At 63.9% G+C, this 17,167-nt stretch carries 18 protein-coding genes and 1 pseudogene; 17 read left to right on the top strand and 2 right to left on the bottom strand.

Annotated elements, in window-relative coordinates; translation table 11 throughout:
* The 7 genes and pseudogenes from DVDV_RS17845 to DVDV_RS17815 all read left to right on the top strand — a co-directional run.
* A partial coding sequence (locus DVDV_RS17845; RefSeq protein WP_139311661.1) for a phosphopantothenoylcysteine decarboxylase occupies positions 1-336 on the top strand: 336 nt, incomplete at its 5' end.
* Complete coding sequence (locus DVDV_RS17840) at positions 312-1,013, top strand: hypothetical protein (protein ID WP_075355972.1); 702 nt, start codon at positions 312-314, stop codon at positions 1,011-1,013. The genes DVDV_RS17845 and DVDV_RS17840, both read left to right, overlap by 25 nt.
* Positions 982-2,328, top strand: a complete 1,347-nt coding sequence (locus tag DVDV_RS17835; RefSeq protein ID WP_083634820.1) for a nodulation protein NfeD — start codon at positions 982-984, stop codon at positions 2,326-2,328. The genes DVDV_RS17840 and DVDV_RS17835 overlap by 32 nt, the downstream gene beginning before the upstream one ends.
* A 23-nt stretch (positions 2,329-2,351) precedes the next feature.
* A complete protein-coding gene (locus DVDV_RS17830; protein ID WP_075355970.1) occupies positions 2,352-3,215 on the top strand; it encodes a slipin family protein in 864 nt (287 codons plus the stop codon).
* A 66-nt stretch (positions 3,216-3,281) separates the two neighbouring features.
* Positions 3,282-4,289 carry an NAD-dependent epimerase gene (locus tag DVDV_RS17825; protein ID WP_075355969.1) on the top strand — a complete coding sequence of 336 codons (1,008 nt, stop codon included), beginning with the start codon at positions 3,282-3,284 and terminating at the stop codon, positions 4,287-4,289.
* A gap of 78 nt (positions 4,290-4,367) precedes the next feature.
* Positions 4,368-4,658, top strand: a complete 291-nt coding sequence (locus tag DVDV_RS17820; RefSeq protein WP_075355968.1) for a GAK system XXXCH domain-containing protein — start codon at positions 4,368-4,370, stop codon at positions 4,656-4,658.
* A gap of 84 nt (positions 4,659-4,742) precedes the next feature.
* A pseudogene (locus tag DVDV_RS17815) lies at positions 4,743-5,512 on the top strand (ParA family protein).
* Positions 5,513-5,585: 73 nt separating this feature from the next.
* Here DVDV_RS17815 and DVDV_RS17810 read toward each other — a convergent pair.
* Entirely contained in the window at positions 5,586-6,017 is a 432-nt protein-coding gene (locus DVDV_RS17810) for a hypothetical protein (protein WP_075355967.1), read from the bottom strand.
* Between the two features lie 136 nt (positions 6,018-6,153).
* On the opposite strand from DVDV_RS17810, the gene DVDV_RS17805 reads away from it, so the two are divergent.
* Genes DVDV_RS17805 through DVDV_RS17775 form a run of 7 tightly spaced genes read left to right on the top strand, consistent with a single transcriptional unit; the run spans position 6,154 to position 11,673 of the window.
* Positions 6,154-7,089: a ParB/RepB/Spo0J family partition protein gene (locus DVDV_RS17805; RefSeq protein WP_075355966.1), complete on the top strand. Its 936-nt coding sequence runs from the start codon at positions 6,154-6,156 to the stop codon at positions 7,087-7,089.
* The gene (locus DVDV_RS17800) at positions 7,086-8,120 is read left to right on the top strand and encodes a bifunctional heptose 7-phosphate kinase/heptose 1-phosphate adenyltransferase (protein WP_075355965.1); all 1,035 of its coding nucleotides are present in this window, start codon (positions 7,086-7,088) and stop codon (positions 8,118-8,120) included. Before DVDV_RS17805 ends, DVDV_RS17800 begins: the two co-directional genes overlap by 4 nt.
* A 35-nt stretch (positions 8,121-8,155) precedes the next feature.
* The gene (locus tag DVDV_RS17795; RefSeq protein ID WP_075355964.1) at positions 8,156-8,488 is read left to right on the top strand and encodes an STAS domain-containing protein; all 333 of its coding nucleotides are present in this window, start codon (positions 8,156-8,158) and stop codon (positions 8,486-8,488) included.
* 26 nt (positions 8,489-8,514) lie between these two features.
* Positions 8,515-9,285: an ABC transporter permease gene (locus tag DVDV_RS17790; protein ID WP_075355963.1), complete on the top strand. Its 771-nt coding sequence runs from the start codon at positions 8,515-8,517 to the stop codon at positions 9,283-9,285.
* Positions 9,286-9,300: 15 nt separating this feature from the next.
* A complete protein-coding gene (locus DVDV_RS17785; protein ID WP_075355962.1) occupies positions 9,301-10,128 on the top strand; it encodes an ABC transporter ATP-binding protein in 828 nt (275 codons plus the stop codon).
* Between the two features lies 1 nt (position 10,129).
* Positions 10,130-11,041, top strand: coding sequence for an MlaD family protein (locus tag DVDV_RS17780; RefSeq protein WP_075355961.1), 912 nt, complete (start codon positions 10,130-10,132; stop codon positions 11,039-11,041).
* Entirely contained in the window at positions 11,038-11,673 is a 636-nt protein-coding gene (locus tag DVDV_RS17775; RefSeq protein WP_075355960.1) for an ABC transporter, read from the top strand. Before DVDV_RS17780 ends, DVDV_RS17775 begins: the two co-directional genes overlap by 4 nt.
* Before the next feature lie 469 nt (positions 11,674-12,142).
* On the opposite strand, the gene DVDV_RS17770 is transcribed toward DVDV_RS17775, so the two are convergent.
* Positions 12,143-13,153, bottom strand: coding sequence for a glycosyltransferase (locus DVDV_RS17770; RefSeq protein ID WP_075355959.1), 1,011 nt, complete (start codon positions 13,151-13,153; stop codon positions 12,143-12,145).
* A gap of 128 nt (positions 13,154-13,281) precedes the next feature.
* On the opposite strand from DVDV_RS17770, the gene ilvD reads away from it, so the two are divergent.
* The 3 genes from ilvD (at position 13,282) to hisS (ending at position 17,151) form a co-directional block, all read left to right on the top strand.
* A complete protein-coding gene (ilvD, locus tag DVDV_RS17765) occupies positions 13,282-14,958 on the top strand; it encodes a dihydroxy-acid dehydratase (RefSeq protein WP_075355958.1) in 1,677 nt (558 codons plus the stop codon).
* A 104-nt stretch (positions 14,959-15,062) separates the two neighbouring features.
* Complete coding sequence (locus DVDV_RS17760; protein WP_075355957.1) at positions 15,063-15,794, top strand: class I SAM-dependent methyltransferase; 732 nt, start codon at positions 15,063-15,065, stop codon at positions 15,792-15,794.
* Positions 15,795-15,882: 88 nt separating this feature from the next.
* Positions 15,883-17,151: a histidine--tRNA ligase gene (gene hisS, locus DVDV_RS17755; protein WP_075355956.1), complete on the top strand. Its 1,269-nt coding sequence runs from the start codon at positions 15,883-15,885 to the stop codon at positions 17,149-17,151.
* Positions 17,152-17,167 lie beyond the last annotated feature (16 nt).

Genomic DNA, 17,167 nt, shown 5'->3' with positions numbered 1-17,167 from the left:
AAATTCAAGAAAGACGCAGCCAAGGACGGTCCCCCTCTGGAATTTCTCCCCACCCGTGATATCCTGCTCGCAATGGGTGGCGTCAAAACGCCCGGCCAGTATCTGATCGGTTTTTGCGCCGAGACCGACAACCTGGAAGAAAACGCCCGGGGCAAGCTCGCCCGGAAAAAGTGCGACGCCATTATCGCCAACCCCATCGGGCGCAGCGACACCGGCTTTGCCAGCGTCTCCAACGAGGCCCTGGCCCTTGACGCCGAGGGTCGCCAGGAAACCTGGGGCAACATCCCCAAAACCGAAATGGCCATGAAAATATGGGACTTCTCGATTCGCTCTTAGAGGTGCCCGAACGCCTGCGCGTCTGGCAGATGGCCGGCGTGCGCCATTTCTACATCGACCCGGATGCTGCTCTTGCCGCTGGGCCGTCGGCGGCCGAGACGCCGGCCGGGGAAGAAACGGCCCAGGCCCTGATCCCACCGCATAATGAAGCCGCTGCATCCATTGCCACCGCGCCCCGGGCCGATAGGCAGCCGCAACCCGGCCCCGCGCCTGATGTGCCCCTGGACCCCCCGCTTCCTGCCGATCCGGCCCTTTGGCCCGATCCCTGGCCGGCTCTTTTCGCCAAGGCCCCGGCCCGGCCGCGGCTGGTCATCACCTATGCCGACCTGGGCTACGATCTCACCGGCCAGGCCGATCCCAGACGCGGCGGCCTGTGGCGCACCCTGCTTCGCGACCTGGATCTGGCCGGAAAAAATGCCGTGGCATTCTGGCCCTTTGCCCTGCCTATGCACACGATATTGACAGACTCCCCGCGCCACTTTGCAGCCGGCATCAGCCGGCTGGCCCCGTCGGTGCTGGCCGTTTTCGGCCCCCTGCCTCCGGCAGTGGCCGCGGCCCTTGGGCAGACCGGGCAGCCCATGCCCGTGATCGAACAGTTTCCCCATCCAGGGATACTCCTTGCAAGCGACCCGGAGGCATGGAACCATGTCTGTACGACGCTTTCCCGGTATTTCTAGGCCCCTCTGCACCCTCCTTTTCTTCCTCACGGCCCTTGTGTGGTGCGTCCCGGCCCGGGCAGCAACGGTCCTTGAAGCCCGGCTGGTTGCGGCCATCAGCCCGGCCCAGGCCGACATGCTCGACGATGCCCTGCGGGCCGCTGCAGACAAACACGCCGACCTGCTGCTCCTGACCCTCGACACCCCGGGCGGCAGCATCGAGGTCATGCGGCGCATGGTCGGCTCCCTGTTAAACGCCCGGGTCCCGGTAGTGGTTTATGTGTCCCCGTCCGGGGCTCGGGCAGCCTCGGCCGGCGTCTTTCTGGCCGCTGCCGCTACTGTTGCGGTCATGGCCCCCCAGACCACCATCGGGGCAGCCTCGCCCATTGCCGCAGGCGGCGAGGATTTGCCCAAGACGGCGGACAAGAAAGTCCGAAACGACCTGCAAAGCCTTATTCGCGGGCTGGCCGACAAACACGGCCGCAACGTCAACTGGTACAAGCGCTCGGTTGATGAGGCCGCCAGCCTGACTGCTACCGAGGCCGTGGCCGAGCGGGTGGTGGATTTTATCGCCGTCGATGCGCGCGATCTCCTGGTCCAGCTCGGCAAACGCGGTCTGCCGACTGCAGCCGGGCTTGTGCGCTTTGACGGCCAGAGTGCCGTGATCGAAGCCTACGAACCCGGCGCATGGTATGGGCTCATTTCCTGGCTGCTCGATCCGCAAATCGCCTACGTGCTGCTCCTTATTGGCGTGGCCGGCGTCTTTTTCGAGCTGACCACCCCCGGGGCCATCCTGCCCGGCGTGGTCGGCGGGCTGGCCCTTATTCTGTCGCTCTACGCCCTGTCGGTGCTGCCGACCAATGCCGCCGGGCTGTTGCTGCTTCTTTTGGCCGGCGGCCTGTTTCTGCTTGAGGTCCATGTCACCAGTTTCGGCCTACTCAGTGTGGCTGGCGTGGCCTCCCTGGTCTTCGGGTCCCTGCTCCTTTTCCGCTTCGACGGCCAGTCTGCCCTGCCGCTGACCCTTATCCTGCCGACCGTGGCCGGCGTGTCCGTCCTGCTCATCGGGGCCGGCTGGCTCTTGGCCAGGGCCCAGCGGCAAAAGCCCCGGTCCGGCATCGCCGCCCTGGTCGGCCAGACCGCTGTGGTTCGCCGCTGGGAAGGGGCCAAGGGCAAGGTGTTTGTCCATGGCGAACTCTGGGACGCGCGGTTTTCTCCGGGCAGACAGCCGGCCGTGCTCCCGTTCAAGGGCCAGGACGTGCGGGTTGAAGCGGTCGAGGATTTCGTCTTGCTCGTGGCCGCCAACCCGTTGCCACCGGCCGACGACCGGCAACCGTAACCGCTTTTTGCCAGGAGGTATCCATGTTCGGTTTCATTCCGCTCATTGCCATCGTGGTCTTTTTGCTGATGGCCTCCCTGCGGGTGCTCAACGAATACGAGCGCGGGGTGGTCTTTCGCCTTGGCCGGATTATTGGAGCCAAAGGGCCGGGATTGATCCTTCTTTTCCCGGTTATCGACCGCATGACCAAGGTGTCCCTGCGCACCATCGCCCTTGACGTGCCGCATCAGGACGTCATCACCAAGGACAACGTCAGCATCAAGGTCAACGCCGTGGTCTATTTCCGGGTGGCCGAGCCGATAAAAGCCATCCTGGAGGTCGAGGACTACATGTACGCCACCTCCCAGATTTCCCAGACCACCCTGCGCAGCGTGTGCGGCGGCGTGGAGCTTGACGACATTCTCGGCCACCGTGACAAGGTCAACGAGCGGGTCCAGACCATCCTCGATTCCCATACCGGCCCGTGGGGGATCAAGGTGGCCAATGTGGAACTGAAATATATCGACCTGCCCCAGGAGATGCAGCGGGCCATGGCCAAGCAGGCCGAAGCCGAGCGGGAACGCCGGGCCAAGATCATCAATGCCGAGGGAGAATTCCAGGCTGCGACCAGACTTGCCGAGGCGGCTGAAATCATCAGCGTCCGGCCCGAAGCCATGCAGCTGCGCTACCTGCAAACCATCCGGGAGATGGCTGCGGAAAGTCAGGCCACGACAATTTTGCCCATCCCACTTGATTTTATCCGCTCTTTTTTTCATGGTCCGAGCCACGCCGCAGTGGGGACTGCACACGGCCAGTCCGCGGTCCCGGCGGCCCAAACCCGGGAAGTGAAGCAACAAGACGACCCGGCATCACCCGGAGCAGTGGAGGCGTCCCGGAACGACGCGTAGCGTCGCTCCATCCCGAATCAGGCCATACCGGCCCTCGGGTCCGATTTACCGCTACCCAAAGGAATCATGAATATCCTTGTCACCGGCGCAGCCGGATTCATCGGCTTCCATCTGTGTCGCCGTTTCTTGTCCATGGGTTTTACCGTCACCGGACTGGACAACCTCAACCCGTACTATTCCGTGGCCCTCAAAAAGGACCGCATCGCCCTGCTCTCGGCGGACGCCAAGTTCCGGTTCGTCCAAGAGGACATGGTTGATCGGGCCGCCATGGACCGGCTCTTTGACGCCGGCGGCTTTAACTATGTGGTCAATCTGGCGGCCCAGGCCGGCGTGCGCCACAGCCTGAGCCACCCCGAAGACTACATAAATGCCAATATCATTGGCTATTTCAATATCCTGGAGAACTGCCGGCAGCACAAGGTGGACCATTTCGTGTTTGCCTCGTCCAGCTCGGTCTACGGTCTCAACACCAAGATGCCCTTTTCGGTCCATGACAACGTGGACCACCCGATAAGCCTCTATGCCGCCTCGAAAAAGTCCAACGAGCTGATGGCCCATTCCTACAGTTACCTGTTCGGGCTTCCCTGCACCGGTTTGCGCTTTTTCACGGTTTACGGACCGTGGGGCCGACCGGACATGGCGCTTTTCCTGTTTGCCAAGGCCATCATCGAGGGCAACCCGATCCAGGTTTTCAACCACGGCCAGATGGAGCGCGACTTCACCTACATTGACGACATCGTCGAAGGTGTTGTGCGGGTGACCCAGAACATTGCCGCGCCAAATCCCGCCTGGAATCCGGCTACGCCTGATCCGAGCAGCAGCGTTGCCCCCTATCGCCTCTACAACATCGGCAACAACAACAGCGTTACGTTGCTTGAGTTCATTGAAGCCATTGAAGAGGCCCTGGGAAAGAAGGCTGTCAAAGAGTTTTTACCGCTGCAACCCGGCGACGTCCCGGCGACCTGCGCCGACATCGACGACCTGATCCGTGACGTTGGTTTCAAGCCGTCGACCGACATCAAAACGGGTATAGCCAATTTTATTGAGTGGTATCGTGAGTATTATCAGCAATAAGATTGACAGGACGGGTCTGGTCCTCTAATCGGGCCTTTTCAAAGAACCTGAAACCCGCCTCAAGGACGGACTGCGGTAATGGAATTCAAGACCACGAAACGTGATCTCGAAGAGGTTTTCGCCACACTTCAGAGCCAGGTCGAAGACGCTGCTCTGCCCGACGAGGCCTTGGTCAATCGGCTGGCTCGTCTTGCCCGCAAACTGCACCAGATGGCTGACGAGGCCTGGATGGACGAGGCGGAGGATTTTTCCCATCTCGCCGGGCAGTTGCTCAATGCTGTTAAAAAGAACGATGTGGAAGGGTGTGTTATGCTTGTGGAATCTCTCCGCGATGCCCAGACCTTTTGCCATCGGACCTTTCGCGATTAAGCCGCTGTCCCCCTGTTTCACGTGAAACATCGGGAGAGGCGCGTCTCGACCGTTGCGGGGCGTATCCGGCCAAGGAGATGCGTCATGGCTCGTGTCATCGTGATCGCCAACCAGAAGGGCGGCGTGGGAAAAACCACGACTGCCGTCAATCTGGCCGCTTCACTGGCGGTGATGGAAAAAAAACCCTGCTGATCGACTGCGATCCCCAGGCCAATGCCAGCAGCGGCCTGTCCATCTATCAGGACCAGATCACCGAGAATCTCTACTCGGTCCTGTTTGATCCCCAAAACGCCCGCAAGGCCTTTGTCGGCACGGAGCTGCCCTTTCTAACCGTGCTGCCCTCGGCCCCGGATCTGGTGGCCGCCGATATCGAACTGGTGGACAAGCCGGGCCGGGAATTTTATCTGCGCACCCTGATTGAGCAGGTGGCCGACGAGTTCGATTATATCCTGCTCGATTGCCCGCCGTCGCTCGGACTGGTGACCCTCAACGCCCTGTGCGCCGCCACGGAAATGCTTGTGCCGCTGCAATGCGAATACTATGCCCTGGAAGGCATCGCCCAGTTGCTGCGCACCTACGACCAGGTACGCAAACGCCTCAACCCCAGGCTCAAGCTCCTTGGCGTGGTGCTTACCATGTACGACGGTCGCAACAAGCTCAATCGCCACGTCAAACGGGAAGTCTGGAAATGTTTTCCCAAACTCTATTTCCAGACGCTCATTCCCCGAAATATCCGGCTGTCCGAAGCCCCGAGCTACGGCAAACCCGTGCTCACCCACGACGTCAAATCCCGTGGGGCCGAAGCCTACCTGTCCCTGGCTCAGGAAGTTGTGCGCCGACAGACAGCGGCTTGATGTTCACCCGCACCAGCAAAAAAGCCGCCGGCAGTGATGCCGGCGGCTTTTTTTGCTGGTGCGGGATGGCAGATCAGCCCTTGTCGATGTAGGGCTTGCACTCCACGGTCAGGTGCTTTTTGAAATGCTTCTTGAGCACCAAGGCCTTGCAGGCGGCGCATTGGAAGGTTACCAAACCCCCGAGGTTGGCGTTTCGCAGGCGAAAGACGCGCGGTTCATCGGCCCGCCAGTCCTCGGTTTGGGCGCCGCAGCAGTCGCAGTGGACGTCATACGCTGGCGGATAGGTGAAATCCCAATAAGCCAGGAGCGTTTCCCACTCGGCAATCGGTTCGGGACGCACTTCCGGCTCGGGACGACAGGCCGGATCGAGGACATAGAGCGCCTTTTGCAGTTCCGGCAGCACGGCCTCTTGGCATTTGGCCCACAGCTCGGGGCTGATAAGCACGCCGCGCGGGTGGCCGGCGGCGTCGAAAAGTTCCAGGAAATGGGGCGAAATGGGCGGCACGGATGGCTCCTTGGCTGGGGGCGGACACGACCGGTCCGGTCGCGGCGGCCATTGAAAAAATATCAAAACAGGGTAACCCTCAAGACGGATGCGCCACGGGCGTCGTCCGAAAACCACGATAAGAAGGAACGCATCCATGGCGCAAGCCCAAAAAGGATTGGGCCGGGGGCTTGAGGCCCTGCTCGGCGGTTTTGGGGAAGAGCGGGAGACCGACAATGCCGTCCTCGTCCTGCCCCTGGAGGCCATCCGGGCCAACCCCGACCAGCCCCGGCGCACCTTCTCCGACGATGCCCTGGCCGAGTTGGCTGATTCCATCCGCGAGCAGGGACTGCTCCAGCCCGTGCTGGTGCGCCCGGTTAACGGGCGCGGGCCGGCCAGCTACGAAATCGTGGCGGGCGAGCGCCGCTGGCGGGCCGCCGCCCTGGCCGGGTTGGCGGAAATCCCGGCCCTGGTGCGCCAGGTGGATGACGAGACCGGCTTTGCCCTGGCCCTGGTGGAAAACCTCCAGCGCGAAGATTTAAACCCCATGGAAGAGGCCGCCGGCTACCAACTGCTGGTCAGCCGCTATGGCCTGAGCCAGGACGCGGTTGCGAAAAAAGTCGGCAAAAGTCGTCCTGCCGTGGCCAACGCCCTGCGGCTCAACGCCCTGTCCGAACCCATCCGGGCCGATCTGGCCGAGGGGCGACTGACCGCCGGCCATGCCCGGGCCCTGCTGGCCCTGCCGGAGGGCGATTTGCGCCAGGCCCTGTGGCAGCGCATCGTTGGCGACGGCCTAAGCGTCCGGGAGGCCGAGGCCGCCGCCGGCTACGCCAAGGCCCACGGCTGCCTGCCCGAGGCCGCAGCCGCGCCGGCGGCCGGGGAAAGCAGCCGCAAACCCGCGGCCAAGCCGGCCGTGGACGGCCGACTGGTTGGCCTCGAAGCCCTGCTGACCGAACGGGCCGGGGTCCTGGTCAAGACCGCCGGCACGGCCGAACACGGCCGGTTGACCTTTCATTTCAGCTCCCGCCGGGAACTGGAGGGGCTCCTTGAGCGCTTCAATCTCCAGCCGGCCGCCCTGGGAGACGAGGCGTGAACGCCGTCCCGGATCTGCCCGGTCTGGCCGACGCCCTGGAGCGGGCGGCCGGGAAGCCGATTGTGGTGGTGGGCGACAGTATGCTCGACCACTATCTTATGGGCGAAGTCAGCCGGATATCCCCGGAAGCGCCCGTGCCGGTGGTGCGGGTGGGCAGTGAACGCCATCTGGCCGGCGGCGCCGGCAACGTGGCCCGCAACATCGCCGCCCTTGGGGCCAAGCCGATTTTGGTATCGGCCACGGGCGACGACGACGCCGGCGGCATGTTGGCCGCCTTGCTGGAACGCGAAGGCATCGAGGCCCTGCTCGTGCGCGACCGCACCCGGCCAACCACCATCAAGACCCGGATCATCGCCCAGAACCAGCAGGTGGTGCGGGTGGACCGCGAATCCGACGTGCCCCTGTCCGACCGGGCGCGCCAGGGCCTGATCGACGCCCTGGCCGGGCTGGTGCGCCAAGCCGGGGTCGTGGTGGTCTCGGACTATGCCAAGGGCGTCATTGGCCGCGAGCTCATGGACGCCCTGCGCGCTGCCGTTGCCGGCTGCGACCCCAAACCGCTGGTGCTGGTCGATCCCAAACCGGCCAATGCCGCCTGCTACGGCGGAGTCGATCTGCTCACCCCCAATCTCAAGGAAACCCTGGAAATGGCCGGGGCCTGGGGTGTTGCCCGGGAGTCCGGCCCCCGGGGCGTGCTTCGGGCCGGTCTGGCTCTTTTCAAATCCGTGCGCTGCCGGCATCTGTGCGTGACCCTTGGGCCGGACGGCATTGCCCTGTTCCGCACGCCCTCGGACGTGACCCACATCCCCACGGCTGCAAGGCGGGTCTACGACGTGACCGGCGCCGGCGACTCGGTCATGGCCGCCCTGGCCTGCGGGCTGGCCGCCGGGCTCGATCTGCTCGACGCCTGCATCCTTTCCAACTATTGTGCCGGTATTGCCGTCTCCCAGGTGGGAGCCGTGGCTGTGACCCGCCAGGAATTGACCGGGGTGCTGCTCGCGGCCACGCCCCCGGCCATGGAACGCTGGCTCTAGCCGGCAAAACCCCGAACGCAAGGCTGGAGCCGATTTTGACCAGGAGCACATCCAATTCAAGCCAGGGCTGGACCGTTCAGGCCGGCGATTCCCCGGGGCAGGTGATCCTGACCGGCGAAATTGATTTTGTCTCGACCCCGGCCGTGCGGGAGCAACTCCTGGCGGCCATGGACTGCGACGCCAGGGAAATCGTGCTGCATCTGGCGGACCTCAACTATATCGACAGTTCCGGGCTGGCCCTTTTTATCGAGGCCAAAAAGCTTTTGGCCGAATCCGGGCGCACCATCCGCATTGCCGACATCTCGGGGCAGGTGCGCAAATTGTTCAATCTCACCCAACTCGGCGAACTCTTCGGCCTGACCGAATAACCGCTGCCAGGGCGGGCGACAGGGCAATGGGCAGCAAGCAAAACGAAGCCGAGGTGCTGATCTGGCTCGTGACAGGCCTGTTGCGTTGCGGCGCAGCTGCCGTCAATCCCCTGCGCCGGGCCAAGACCTACCTGCGCTCCCGCACCGTCAGCCATCTGGCCTGGGTGGGGGCCGATTCTCTGGGCATCGTCAGCATCATCGCCGCCTGCGTCGGCATCATCCTGGCCCTACAGGCCGCCATCCAGTTGGAAAAGGTCGGGGCCATGAGCTATGTGGCCAATCTGGTGGGCTTTTCCCTGGTCACCGAGCTTGGCCCGCTGTTGACCTGCCTCATCCTCTCCGGCCGGGCCGGGGCGGCGTTTACCGCGGAAATCGCCACCATGCAGATCAGCGAGGAAATCGACGCCTTGACCGTCATGGGCATCGAGCCGGTGCGGTTTCTGGTCTGGCCGAAATTCGTGGCCATGGCCATCATGGCCCCCCTGCTCACTCTGTGGGCCGATGCCGTGGGCATCACGGCCGGCGGCGTGTTCGCCTCCCTGGCCCTTGGACTCTCGGGCAAGGTCTATTTCGAGCAGACGGCCTATTTCCTCGGCTTTCGCGACCTGCTCTCGGGTCTGGTCAAAAGCGCCGGATTTGGCGTAGCCATCACGGTCATCTCCTGCTGGCAGGGCTTTCTGGCCCGGGAAGGCGCGGCGGATGTCGGCCGGCGCACAACCCGCGCCGTGGTCCAGTCCATTTTCGTCATGATCCTTTTGGATTTGTTTTTTACCGCTCTCAATTATATCTTCCGTTAAACGAGGAGGCTTTGCGTGGCCGGCCGTCTGGAATCCCCTGCTATCGAGCTCTCCGACGTCAGCGTCGGCTACGGCGACCGGGTGGTGCTCTCGGGAGTGACCACCGTGCTGCCCGGGGGCAAGGTCAGCGTCATCCTCGGCGGCTCGGGCTGCGGCAAATCCACCCTGCTTCGAAATATCATCGGCCTGGTCCCCATCAAGACCGGGCGCATTGTGCTTGGCGGCCGGGACATGGAACACCTGTCCCCGGCGGACCGGCTCGACACCCGGCGGCGCATGGGTGTGCTCTTTCAGGACGGGGCCCTGCTCGGTTCCCTTCGCCTGGGGGAAAATATCGCCCTGCCCCTGCGCGAACATACGGAACTGACCAATTCGCTTATTGAGGAAATCGTCACCATGAAGCTCAAACTGGTGGGGCTTGGCGATTTCATGGACTATTATCCGAGCGAACTGTCCGGCGGGATGCGCAAACGGGCCGGCCTGGCCCGGGCCATGGCCCTGGACCCGGCCGTGCTGTTATGCGACGAGCCGACCTCGGGCCTTGACCCCATTACCGCAGCCGACATGGACCAGCTTATCCTCGAACTGCGGACCACGTTCGACATGACCATCGTGGTCGTCACCCATGACCTGGCCAGCCTCTACGCCATTGCCGACCATGTGGTGGTGTTAAGCGCCGGGAAGATGCTCTTTGAAGGGCCGCTTGCGGCCCTTACGGCCTGTGACGATCCGTTTATCAAACAGTTTCTCTCCCGCCAGCCCACCCGCGAAAGCCGCATCCTGGGCCAGGACTGGGCCGGCATGATCGAACAACGGCGGCAAAGCATCGCCGGGAGGCCCTGATATGCTCACCGCCAAAGCCAGCCGGTCGGAATACATCAAGGCCGCCGTGACCCTGGCCCTGGGGCTGTGCATCCTTGGCGGCTTCATGGTGGTGCTTGGGGGCAACTGGTTCTGGGTGAAGTACGATATGTATGACATCCGGTTTTCTTCCATCAAGGACCTGAACCGGGGCCGGCCGGTCAAGTACGCCGGCCTGGATGTCGGGCGGGTGGAAGACATCAGCCTCGACGTCAATGATCCCCGCTCCATCCTGGTGAAAATCGCCATCAAGCGCGGCTTTCCGCTCTTTGCCGGCACTGTCGCCCGCATCGCCCAGAAGGGGTTGGTGGGCGATTACTATGTGCTGCTTGAACTACGCGGCCAACCCGGGGACAAACTGGTCCCGGGCGGAAGCATCCCGGCCATCGTCACCATGGACATGCAGGAACTGGCCGCCAAAGCTGGCGAACTCCTCGACGACATCCGCCCGAAAATAAGCGAGATCGCCGATAATATCGCCAGCCTTTTTACGCCGGAAAATACCGAATCCCTGAAAAAAGCCCTGGAAGGAACGCCCCGGCTGGTGGAAGACCTGCGGCTGGCCGTGGCTGATTTTCGCCGCAACTGGGACTCGTTGTCCTCCAAGGGCGGCAAGGCGGCCGAAACCCTGGATGCGTCGCTGAAGCGTGTGGACAAGGCCGTAACCTCGGTCGAAGCCGAACTGACCAAGACCCTGGCCACGTTTCGCTCCCAGGCAACCGGGGTCGGCGGCCTGGTCGCCGACGTGCGCCAGGGCTTTAACTACGACCAGGAACAACTCGAAGAGATCCTTAAAAACCTCAACCGTACGAGCCGGGAAGTCCGGGAACTGGCCGCAAGGCTGCGGGAACGTCCCTGGGAACTCCTCCGGCCGCCATCAGGACCAGCAAAATGAAGATGCGCACCCCCCTTTTCCGCATGGCCCTGTGTGGCCTTTTCGCCGCCTGTCTGGCCGGTTGCTTCGGCAAACCGCCTCCGGAACAGCGCTACCTGCGCGTGGCTGTGGAATCCACCCCCTGCCCTGGCTCGGCCAGCCAGCAGCATCGCCTGCCGCTCGGGTTCAAGCCCCTTAAATCGCTTGAAAATCTTGACAGGACGGCGGTCATGACCGCCCGCGACCAAGTGCTGACCGCCAGCCTCCAGTATTACTGGGAAGGCGCACCCCAGGATGTTGTCGGCGGCATCCTGCGCCAGGGCATCGAATGCCAGTCCACCTCGCTGACCCCGGTGGACTACCAGCCGCGGGTCGAGCACGACGCCGTGCTGACCGGCGAACTCACGGCCTTTAACGTCGATTACACTGACGGCGGCCGGTTCGTGGTCTCCCTGCATCTCGACCTGTGGACCAAGAACATGGGCGCGCGCATTTCTTCCGGCGACTTTAACGCCTATGCCCCGCTGGAAGATTTCCGCGGCGACACCATTGCCAAGGCCGCAACCGACGCCCTGGGCCGGGTCACGCCCAAGGTTGTCGACTGGCTGGACCAGGGGATGCCCAAGCTGCAAAAGGCCCTGGAACGCAAGTAGAAGCGGGTATTGGCCCTGTTCGCGTTTGCCCGGATGGCTGAGCGCACGAGCGTATGTTTCGGCCGTCCGGGCCACAGCCGATGCATTTTCGGCCAGGGCCAACAACCCCTTGAAAAGGTGGTTCCCGTCAAGCCGGCACTGCGACATTGCTCGACCGACGAAATCTTTCCCGCATCTCTTCCACCGTCGCGGCAACGCTGCCCCCCTTTACCCTTTGCCTCCAGGTGGGATTCCAAAGGGTATCAGTCCCTTTGGCCGCCGGAGCAACGGTAGTTCCTGGCAAGCTGGCTCTGCGACATTGCTCGACCGACGAGATATTTCCCGCCTCTCTTCCACCGTCGCGGCAACGCCGCCCCCCTTTCCCCTTTGCCTCCAGGTGGGATTCCAAAGGGCTCAGCCCTTTGGCCGCCGGAGGCACTCTCCTCTTTCCCTCTTCTCCCTCTTTCCTCTCGTCTCTCGCTTCTCCCGTCTATTTGCCCGCCATCTCCAGGTAAAATTTCCGTTCGCCTAGCATGAGCGGCAACCCCTCGTCCGTGGCCAGGATGGCGTAGGCCTTGCGCAGTTCCTGCTCCACGCGGGCCAGTGCGGCCCGCCGTCGGCTTGGTGCGCCGCTGGCGGCAAGGGTTACGGCCAGGTCGAGGATCTGTCTGGCCCGGCTGACCACGGTGTGCCGGGCCAGGGTCTTGCGTTTGCCGCTGGCGGCCAGGGCGGCCAGCCGTTCGGGATCGGCCAGGGCGGTGCGGGCCACGGCTGCGGCCTGGGCCGCGTCGCCCCGGCGATAGGTGAGGAGATCCTGGCCGGGGGTGAAGAGATCGGCCAGACCGTTTTCGGCCTGTTCGGTCAGCACCGCCGCTCCGCAGGCCATGGCCTGGAAGAGGCGGTAGTTGAGTTCGCCGGCAGCGCTTTGGTTGAGCACGAGTTGGCTTCGGGCAAAGATTGGGGCGTAGCGGCCCGTTGTGGCGAAAAGAGGCGCGTTGGCCCGAAAGGCATCGAGGAAGGGTTTGCGCTCCGGATTGGCCGGGCTTTCGATGGTGCCGACGAAGGAAACCGGAATATCGCGGGCAACGCCCGGATCGCGGTCGCGGGAGGCGTTGCAGAAAAGGGGCATCCAGGCGGCCGGCCGGCCGGTGGGGGACTGGGCAAAAAGCGGCAGGTAGTCTTTCTGGGCCACGAACTGGGCATCAAAGGCGGCGCTGTAGGGGATATGCCAGGGGTTCATGTACTGGTCCACGGAAAAGCCGATGGTGACCGAGGGCAGGGTGTGGAAGCCGAAGACCCAGGGCGGCTGACAGGCGTCGTGCCAGAGGATGAGGTCCGGGAGAAACGATTTCGAGCGCAGCAGTTCCACAAAGCGTTTGCAGGACAGGGGCTCGGCCAGGTGGACGTCGCAGTCGGGCGTCGTGCCAATGGAGAGCACGGTATGGCCGAGTTTGCGGAAGGTGGCCACGAAGTCGGGGTTATGCAGGCAGACGATGCGCATGGATGCTCCGGCGGGTCGCTCCCGGGCTGGGGCGGCGTATTCGGGTCGGCCTTGCCAGCCGGGTAGGGATTGTGGAAAACTGGCCGTTCCGGCGGCAGACCGGACAACCATCCCCCAAGGACACCGTCATGCGCAGCTCGCTTTTCAAATCCGGGCTTGAAAAAGCCCCGCACCGTTCGTTGCTCTACGCTCTTGGTCTGACGAAAGAGGAAATGGAGCGCCCGCTTATTGGCGTGGTCAATTCGGCCAACGAGGTCGTGCCCGGCCACATCCATTTGAACACCATTGCCGAAGCGGTCAAGGCCGGCATCCGTATGGCCGGCGGCACGCCCATGACCTTCCCGGTCATCGGCGTATGCGACGGGCTGGCCATGAACCATGCCGGGATGCATTTTTCCCTGGTCAGCCGCGAGATCATCGCCGATTCCATCGAGATCATGGCCTCGGCCCATCCCTTTGACGCGCTGGTGTGCATTCCCAACTGCGACAAGGTGGTGCCGGGGATGCTGATGGCCATGCTGCGGCTCAATATCCCCTCGATCATCATCAGCGGCGGGCCGATGCTGGCCGGAACCACCGACGACGGGCAGTGCGATCTGATCGACGTGTTCGAGGCCGTCGGCAAGTTCAAGCGCGGCACCATCGACGCGGACAAGCTTGATGAGCTGGAGCAGAACGCCTGTCCGGGCTGCGGCTCGTGTTCGGGCATGTTTACGGCCAATTCCATGAACTGCCTGTCCGAGTCGGTCGGCCTGGGGCTGCCCGGCAACGGCACTATTCCGGCGGTGACGGCCAAGCGGGTGCGTCTGGCCAAGACGGCCGGGATGCGGGTCATGGATCTCTTGGCCAAAAACATCCGGCCGCGGGACATCGTGACTGAAAAGAGCATTGAAAACGCCGTGACCATGGACATGGCTCTGGGCTGTTCCACCAACACGGTGCTGCATCTGCCGGCCGTTTTTGCCGAGGCCGGGCTGCCGCTGACGCTCGACATCTTCGACGCCATTTCGCGCAAGACCCCCAACCTGTGCAAGCTCTCCCCGGCCGGCAAGCATTACCTCGACGATCTGGAGCGGGCCGGCGGCATCCCGGCGGTCATGTCCGAGTTGGCTGCGCGCGGGCTGTTGCACCTCGACGTCATGACCGCAACCGGCAAGACGCTCGGGGAAAACCTGACCGACCTCAAGGCGCGGGTGCGTAATTTCGACGTCATCCGGGCCAAGGAGCCCTACGCCAACGAAGGCGGCATCGCCATTTTGCGCGGCACTCTGGCCCCGGACGGCGCGGTGGTCAAACAGTCGGCCGTGGCTGCGGCCATGATGCGCCACAGCGGCCCGGCCCGGGTGTTTGACGACGAGGAAGCAGCCAACGTGGCCATCCTTGGCGGGAAGATCAACCCCGGCGACGTGGTGGTCATCCGGTACGAGGGACCGCAGGGCGGCCCGGGCATGCGCGAAATGCTCTCCCCCACCTCCAACATCATGGGCATGGGTCTGGGCGAGTCCGTCGCGCTTATCACCGACGGCCGTTTCAGCGGCGGCACGCGCGGCGCAGCCATCGGCCATGTCTCGCCCGAGGCGGCCGACGGCGGCCCCATCGGCCTTGTGCGCGAGGGCGACCGCATCGAGATCGACATACCGGGCCGTCGCCTCGACGTGTGCGTGGAGCCGGCTGAACTCGAAGCCCGGCGGGCGACGCTTGTGCATCCCGAAAAGGTCATCGAATCGCCGCTGTTGCGCCGGTATGCCTCGTTGGTCAAATCCGCGGCCCAGGGTGCGGTGTACAAGGACCCCCGGGGACGATAGGACGGGGATGCGGCCGGCAGCGAAAGCCCCGGCCAGGGAACGCTGTATGGAGGGGGGCGGCCGGCCGGAAGGCGACATTCCGGACCGGCCGCCCCGTACGCACCATGTGGGACAAGGAAACAGCAAGGCGCTACGACGCCTGGTTTCAGACCGGGCCCGGTTCGTTTGCGCTCAAGCGGGAAGTCCGGCTGCTGGAGCGCATGACAGCGGCCTGGCCCCGGCGCGGCCAGCGACTCCTGGAAATCGGCTGCGGCACCGGGGTGTTTCTGGAGGTGCTGCACCACAGCGGTTTTGACGTCACCGGCCTGGACGCTTCGCCCCATATGCTGAAGCAGGCCCGGGAACGCCTGGGCAACCGGGCCGATCTGCACCTGGGCGACGCCGGGCATCTGCCCTTTGACGACAAGCACTTCGATTTCGCCGTGCTGTTGACTGTGCTGGAATTTTGCCCCGATCCGGCCCAGGTCTTGCGCGAGGCGGCCCGGGTGGCCAGAAAGGCCGTGCTGGTCGGGTTTTTAAACCGTTTTTCCCTGTACGGCATGTCCTCGAAGCTGTGGCCCGGAACCACGGGCAAGCTCTTGCGAAACGCCTGCTGGTTCACGCCCTGGGGCCTGACCGGGCTGGTGCGCCAGAGCCTGGGGCCGCGCCCCATGCGTTTGGGTTCGGTGCTTGTCGGGCCGAAGTCCACCTGGTGCGAGTCGTCGCCGTGGCGGCAGCTCAATTCGCTCATGCTGCCGGTGCCGGTCGGGGCTATTTGCGCTTGTGCCGTGAACCTGACCCGCGAACCGGTGGTGACGCCGCTCCCGGCCTTCGGGGCCAAGGCCTGCCCGGGGTAGGCCCGGCCTTTTGACATTGATTGCGCAGTCATCTAAGGTATCGCCTCTTTTTCAACGACGCCAGCCAGCGTCCATCCCGGCGGATTCAATGGAAAAAATACAGAAAATCAAAGGCTTTGCCGATCTCTTTCCGCCTGACTCGACCGTGTTCTCGTTTATCGAGGCCACCGCCCGCGAGGTGTTTTCCCGCTACGGCTACAAAGAGTTGCGCGTGCCGGTCCTGGAACGCACCGAACTTTTCTGCCGCTCCATCGGCGAGGAAACCGACGTCGTCCAGAAGGAAATGTACACCTTCCCGGACCGCAAGGGCCGTTCGCTCACCCTGCGCCCGGAAGCCACGGCCGGCGTCATGCGCGCCCTGGTCGAAGAAGGCCGCGCCACCGACGGGCTGGCCAAATATTTCGCCTACGGGCCGATGTTTCGCTACGAGCGGCCGCAAAAAGGCCGGATGCGCCAGTTCCACCAGATCGACGTCGAAGCCGTCGGCTCGCCCGACGCGTTGCTCGACGCCGAAGTGCTGCTCATGCTCGATCAGTACCTGCGGGCGCTTGGCCTCTCCAACCTGACCATCGAACTCAATTCGCTGGGATGCCGCGAATGCCGGCCGGTTTTTCTCGATACCCTGCGCGAATTCCTGAAAGGGATGCACAAGGAACACCTGTGCGAAGACTGCATGCGCCGAAAGCTGACCAACCCGCTGCGCGTGCTCGATTGCAAGGTGCCGTCCTGCAAGGAATATACGGCCGATGCGCCGAAAATCACCGACCACCTCTGCCCGGACTGCGCCGACCACTTCGCCATGGTGCGCCGCATCCTCGACGGGGCCGGGCTGGCCTATAGCCTGAACCCCCGGCTGGTGCGCGGCCTGGACTACTACGTGCGCACCACCTTTGAGATCGTCTCCGGCGACATCGGCTCCCAGTCCTCGGTGGCCGGCGGCGGCCGCTACGACGGGCTGGTCCACTCCATCGGCGGCCCGGACGTCCCTGGCGTCGGCTTTGCCTGCGGCATGGAACGCCTGGCCCTGTTGATCGACAAGGTGGCCGAACCCGCACCCGATTTCGCCCTGGTCATCCTCGACGCCGCCGGTCTGGAACGCGGCCTGCTCCTCGCCCAGGAGCTGCGCGCCGCCGGCTTTTCCGGTGAAGCGCCCTACGCCGCCAAAAGCGCCAAAAGCCAGATGCGCGCGGCCGATAAGTCCAAAGCCGCCTTCTGCCTGGTGCTCGGCACCGACGAGCTGGCCGCCGGCACGGTCGTGGTCAAGAATATGCGGGCCGGCGGCCAGGAAACCCTCAGCCAGGATCTCCTCGCCGCCCACCTGCGCGCCCGCCTGGAAGAGGGCGAAGCGGATCAGTAGAGGAGAAGAGAAAAAT

The organism is Desulfovibrio sp. DV (assembly GCF_001936595.1).
Classification (GTDB): Bacteria; Desulfobacterota; Desulfovibrionia; order Desulfovibrionales; family Desulfovibrionaceae; genus Solidesulfovibrio.
Note: the sequence above shows the minus strand (reverse complement) of the source record. Positions and strands in the feature narration are given on the sequence as shown.

Bases quoted from the DNA above. Each gene is read 5' to 3' on its own strand.
- DVDV_RS17840 (WP_075355972.1), top strand. From the start codon at position 312: ATGGGACTTCTCGATTCGCTCTTAGAGGTGCCCGAACGCCTGCGCGTC.
- DVDV_RS17835 (WP_083634820.1), top strand. From the start codon at position 982: ATGTCTGTACGACGCTTTCCCGGTATTTCTAGGCCCCTCTGCACCCTC.
- DVDV_RS17830 (WP_075355970.1), top strand. From the start codon at position 2,352: ATGTTCGGTTTCATTCCGCTCATTGCCATCGTGGTCTTTTTGCTGATG.
- DVDV_RS17825 (WP_075355969.1), top strand. From the start codon at position 3,282: ATGAATATCCTTGTCACCGGCGCAGCCGGATTCATCGGCTTCCATCTG.
- DVDV_RS17820 (WP_075355968.1), top strand. From the start codon at position 4,368: ATGGAATTCAAGACCACGAAACGTGATCTCGAAGAGGTTTTCGCCACA.
- DVDV_RS17805 (WP_075355966.1), top strand. From the start codon at position 6,154: ATGGCGCAAGCCCAAAAAGGATTGGGCCGGGGGCTTGAGGCCCTGCTC.
- DVDV_RS17790 (WP_075355963.1), top strand. From the start codon at position 8,515: ATGGGCAGCAAGCAAAACGAAGCCGAGGTGCTGATCTGGCTCGTGACA.
- DVDV_RS17780 (WP_075355961.1), top strand. From the start codon at position 10,130: ATGCTCACCGCCAAAGCCAGCCGGTCGGAATACATCAAGGCCGCCGTG.
- DVDV_RS17775 (WP_075355960.1), top strand. From the start codon at position 11,038: ATGAAGATGCGCACCCCCCTTTTCCGCATGGCCCTGTGTGGCCTTTTC.
- DVDV_RS17770 (WP_075355959.1), bottom strand. From the start codon at position 13,153: ATGCGCATCGTCTGCCTGCATAACCCCGACTTCGTGGCCACCTTCCGC.
- ilvD (WP_075355958.1), top strand. From the start codon at position 13,282: ATGCGCAGCTCGCTTTTCAAATCCGGGCTTGAAAAAGCCCCGCACCGT.
- DVDV_RS17760 (WP_075355957.1), top strand. From the start codon at position 15,063: ATGTGGGACAAGGAAACAGCAAGGCGCTACGACGCCTGGTTTCAGACC.
- hisS (WP_075355956.1), top strand. From the start codon at position 15,883: ATGGAAAAAATACAGAAAATCAAAGGCTTTGCCGATCTCTTTCCGCCT.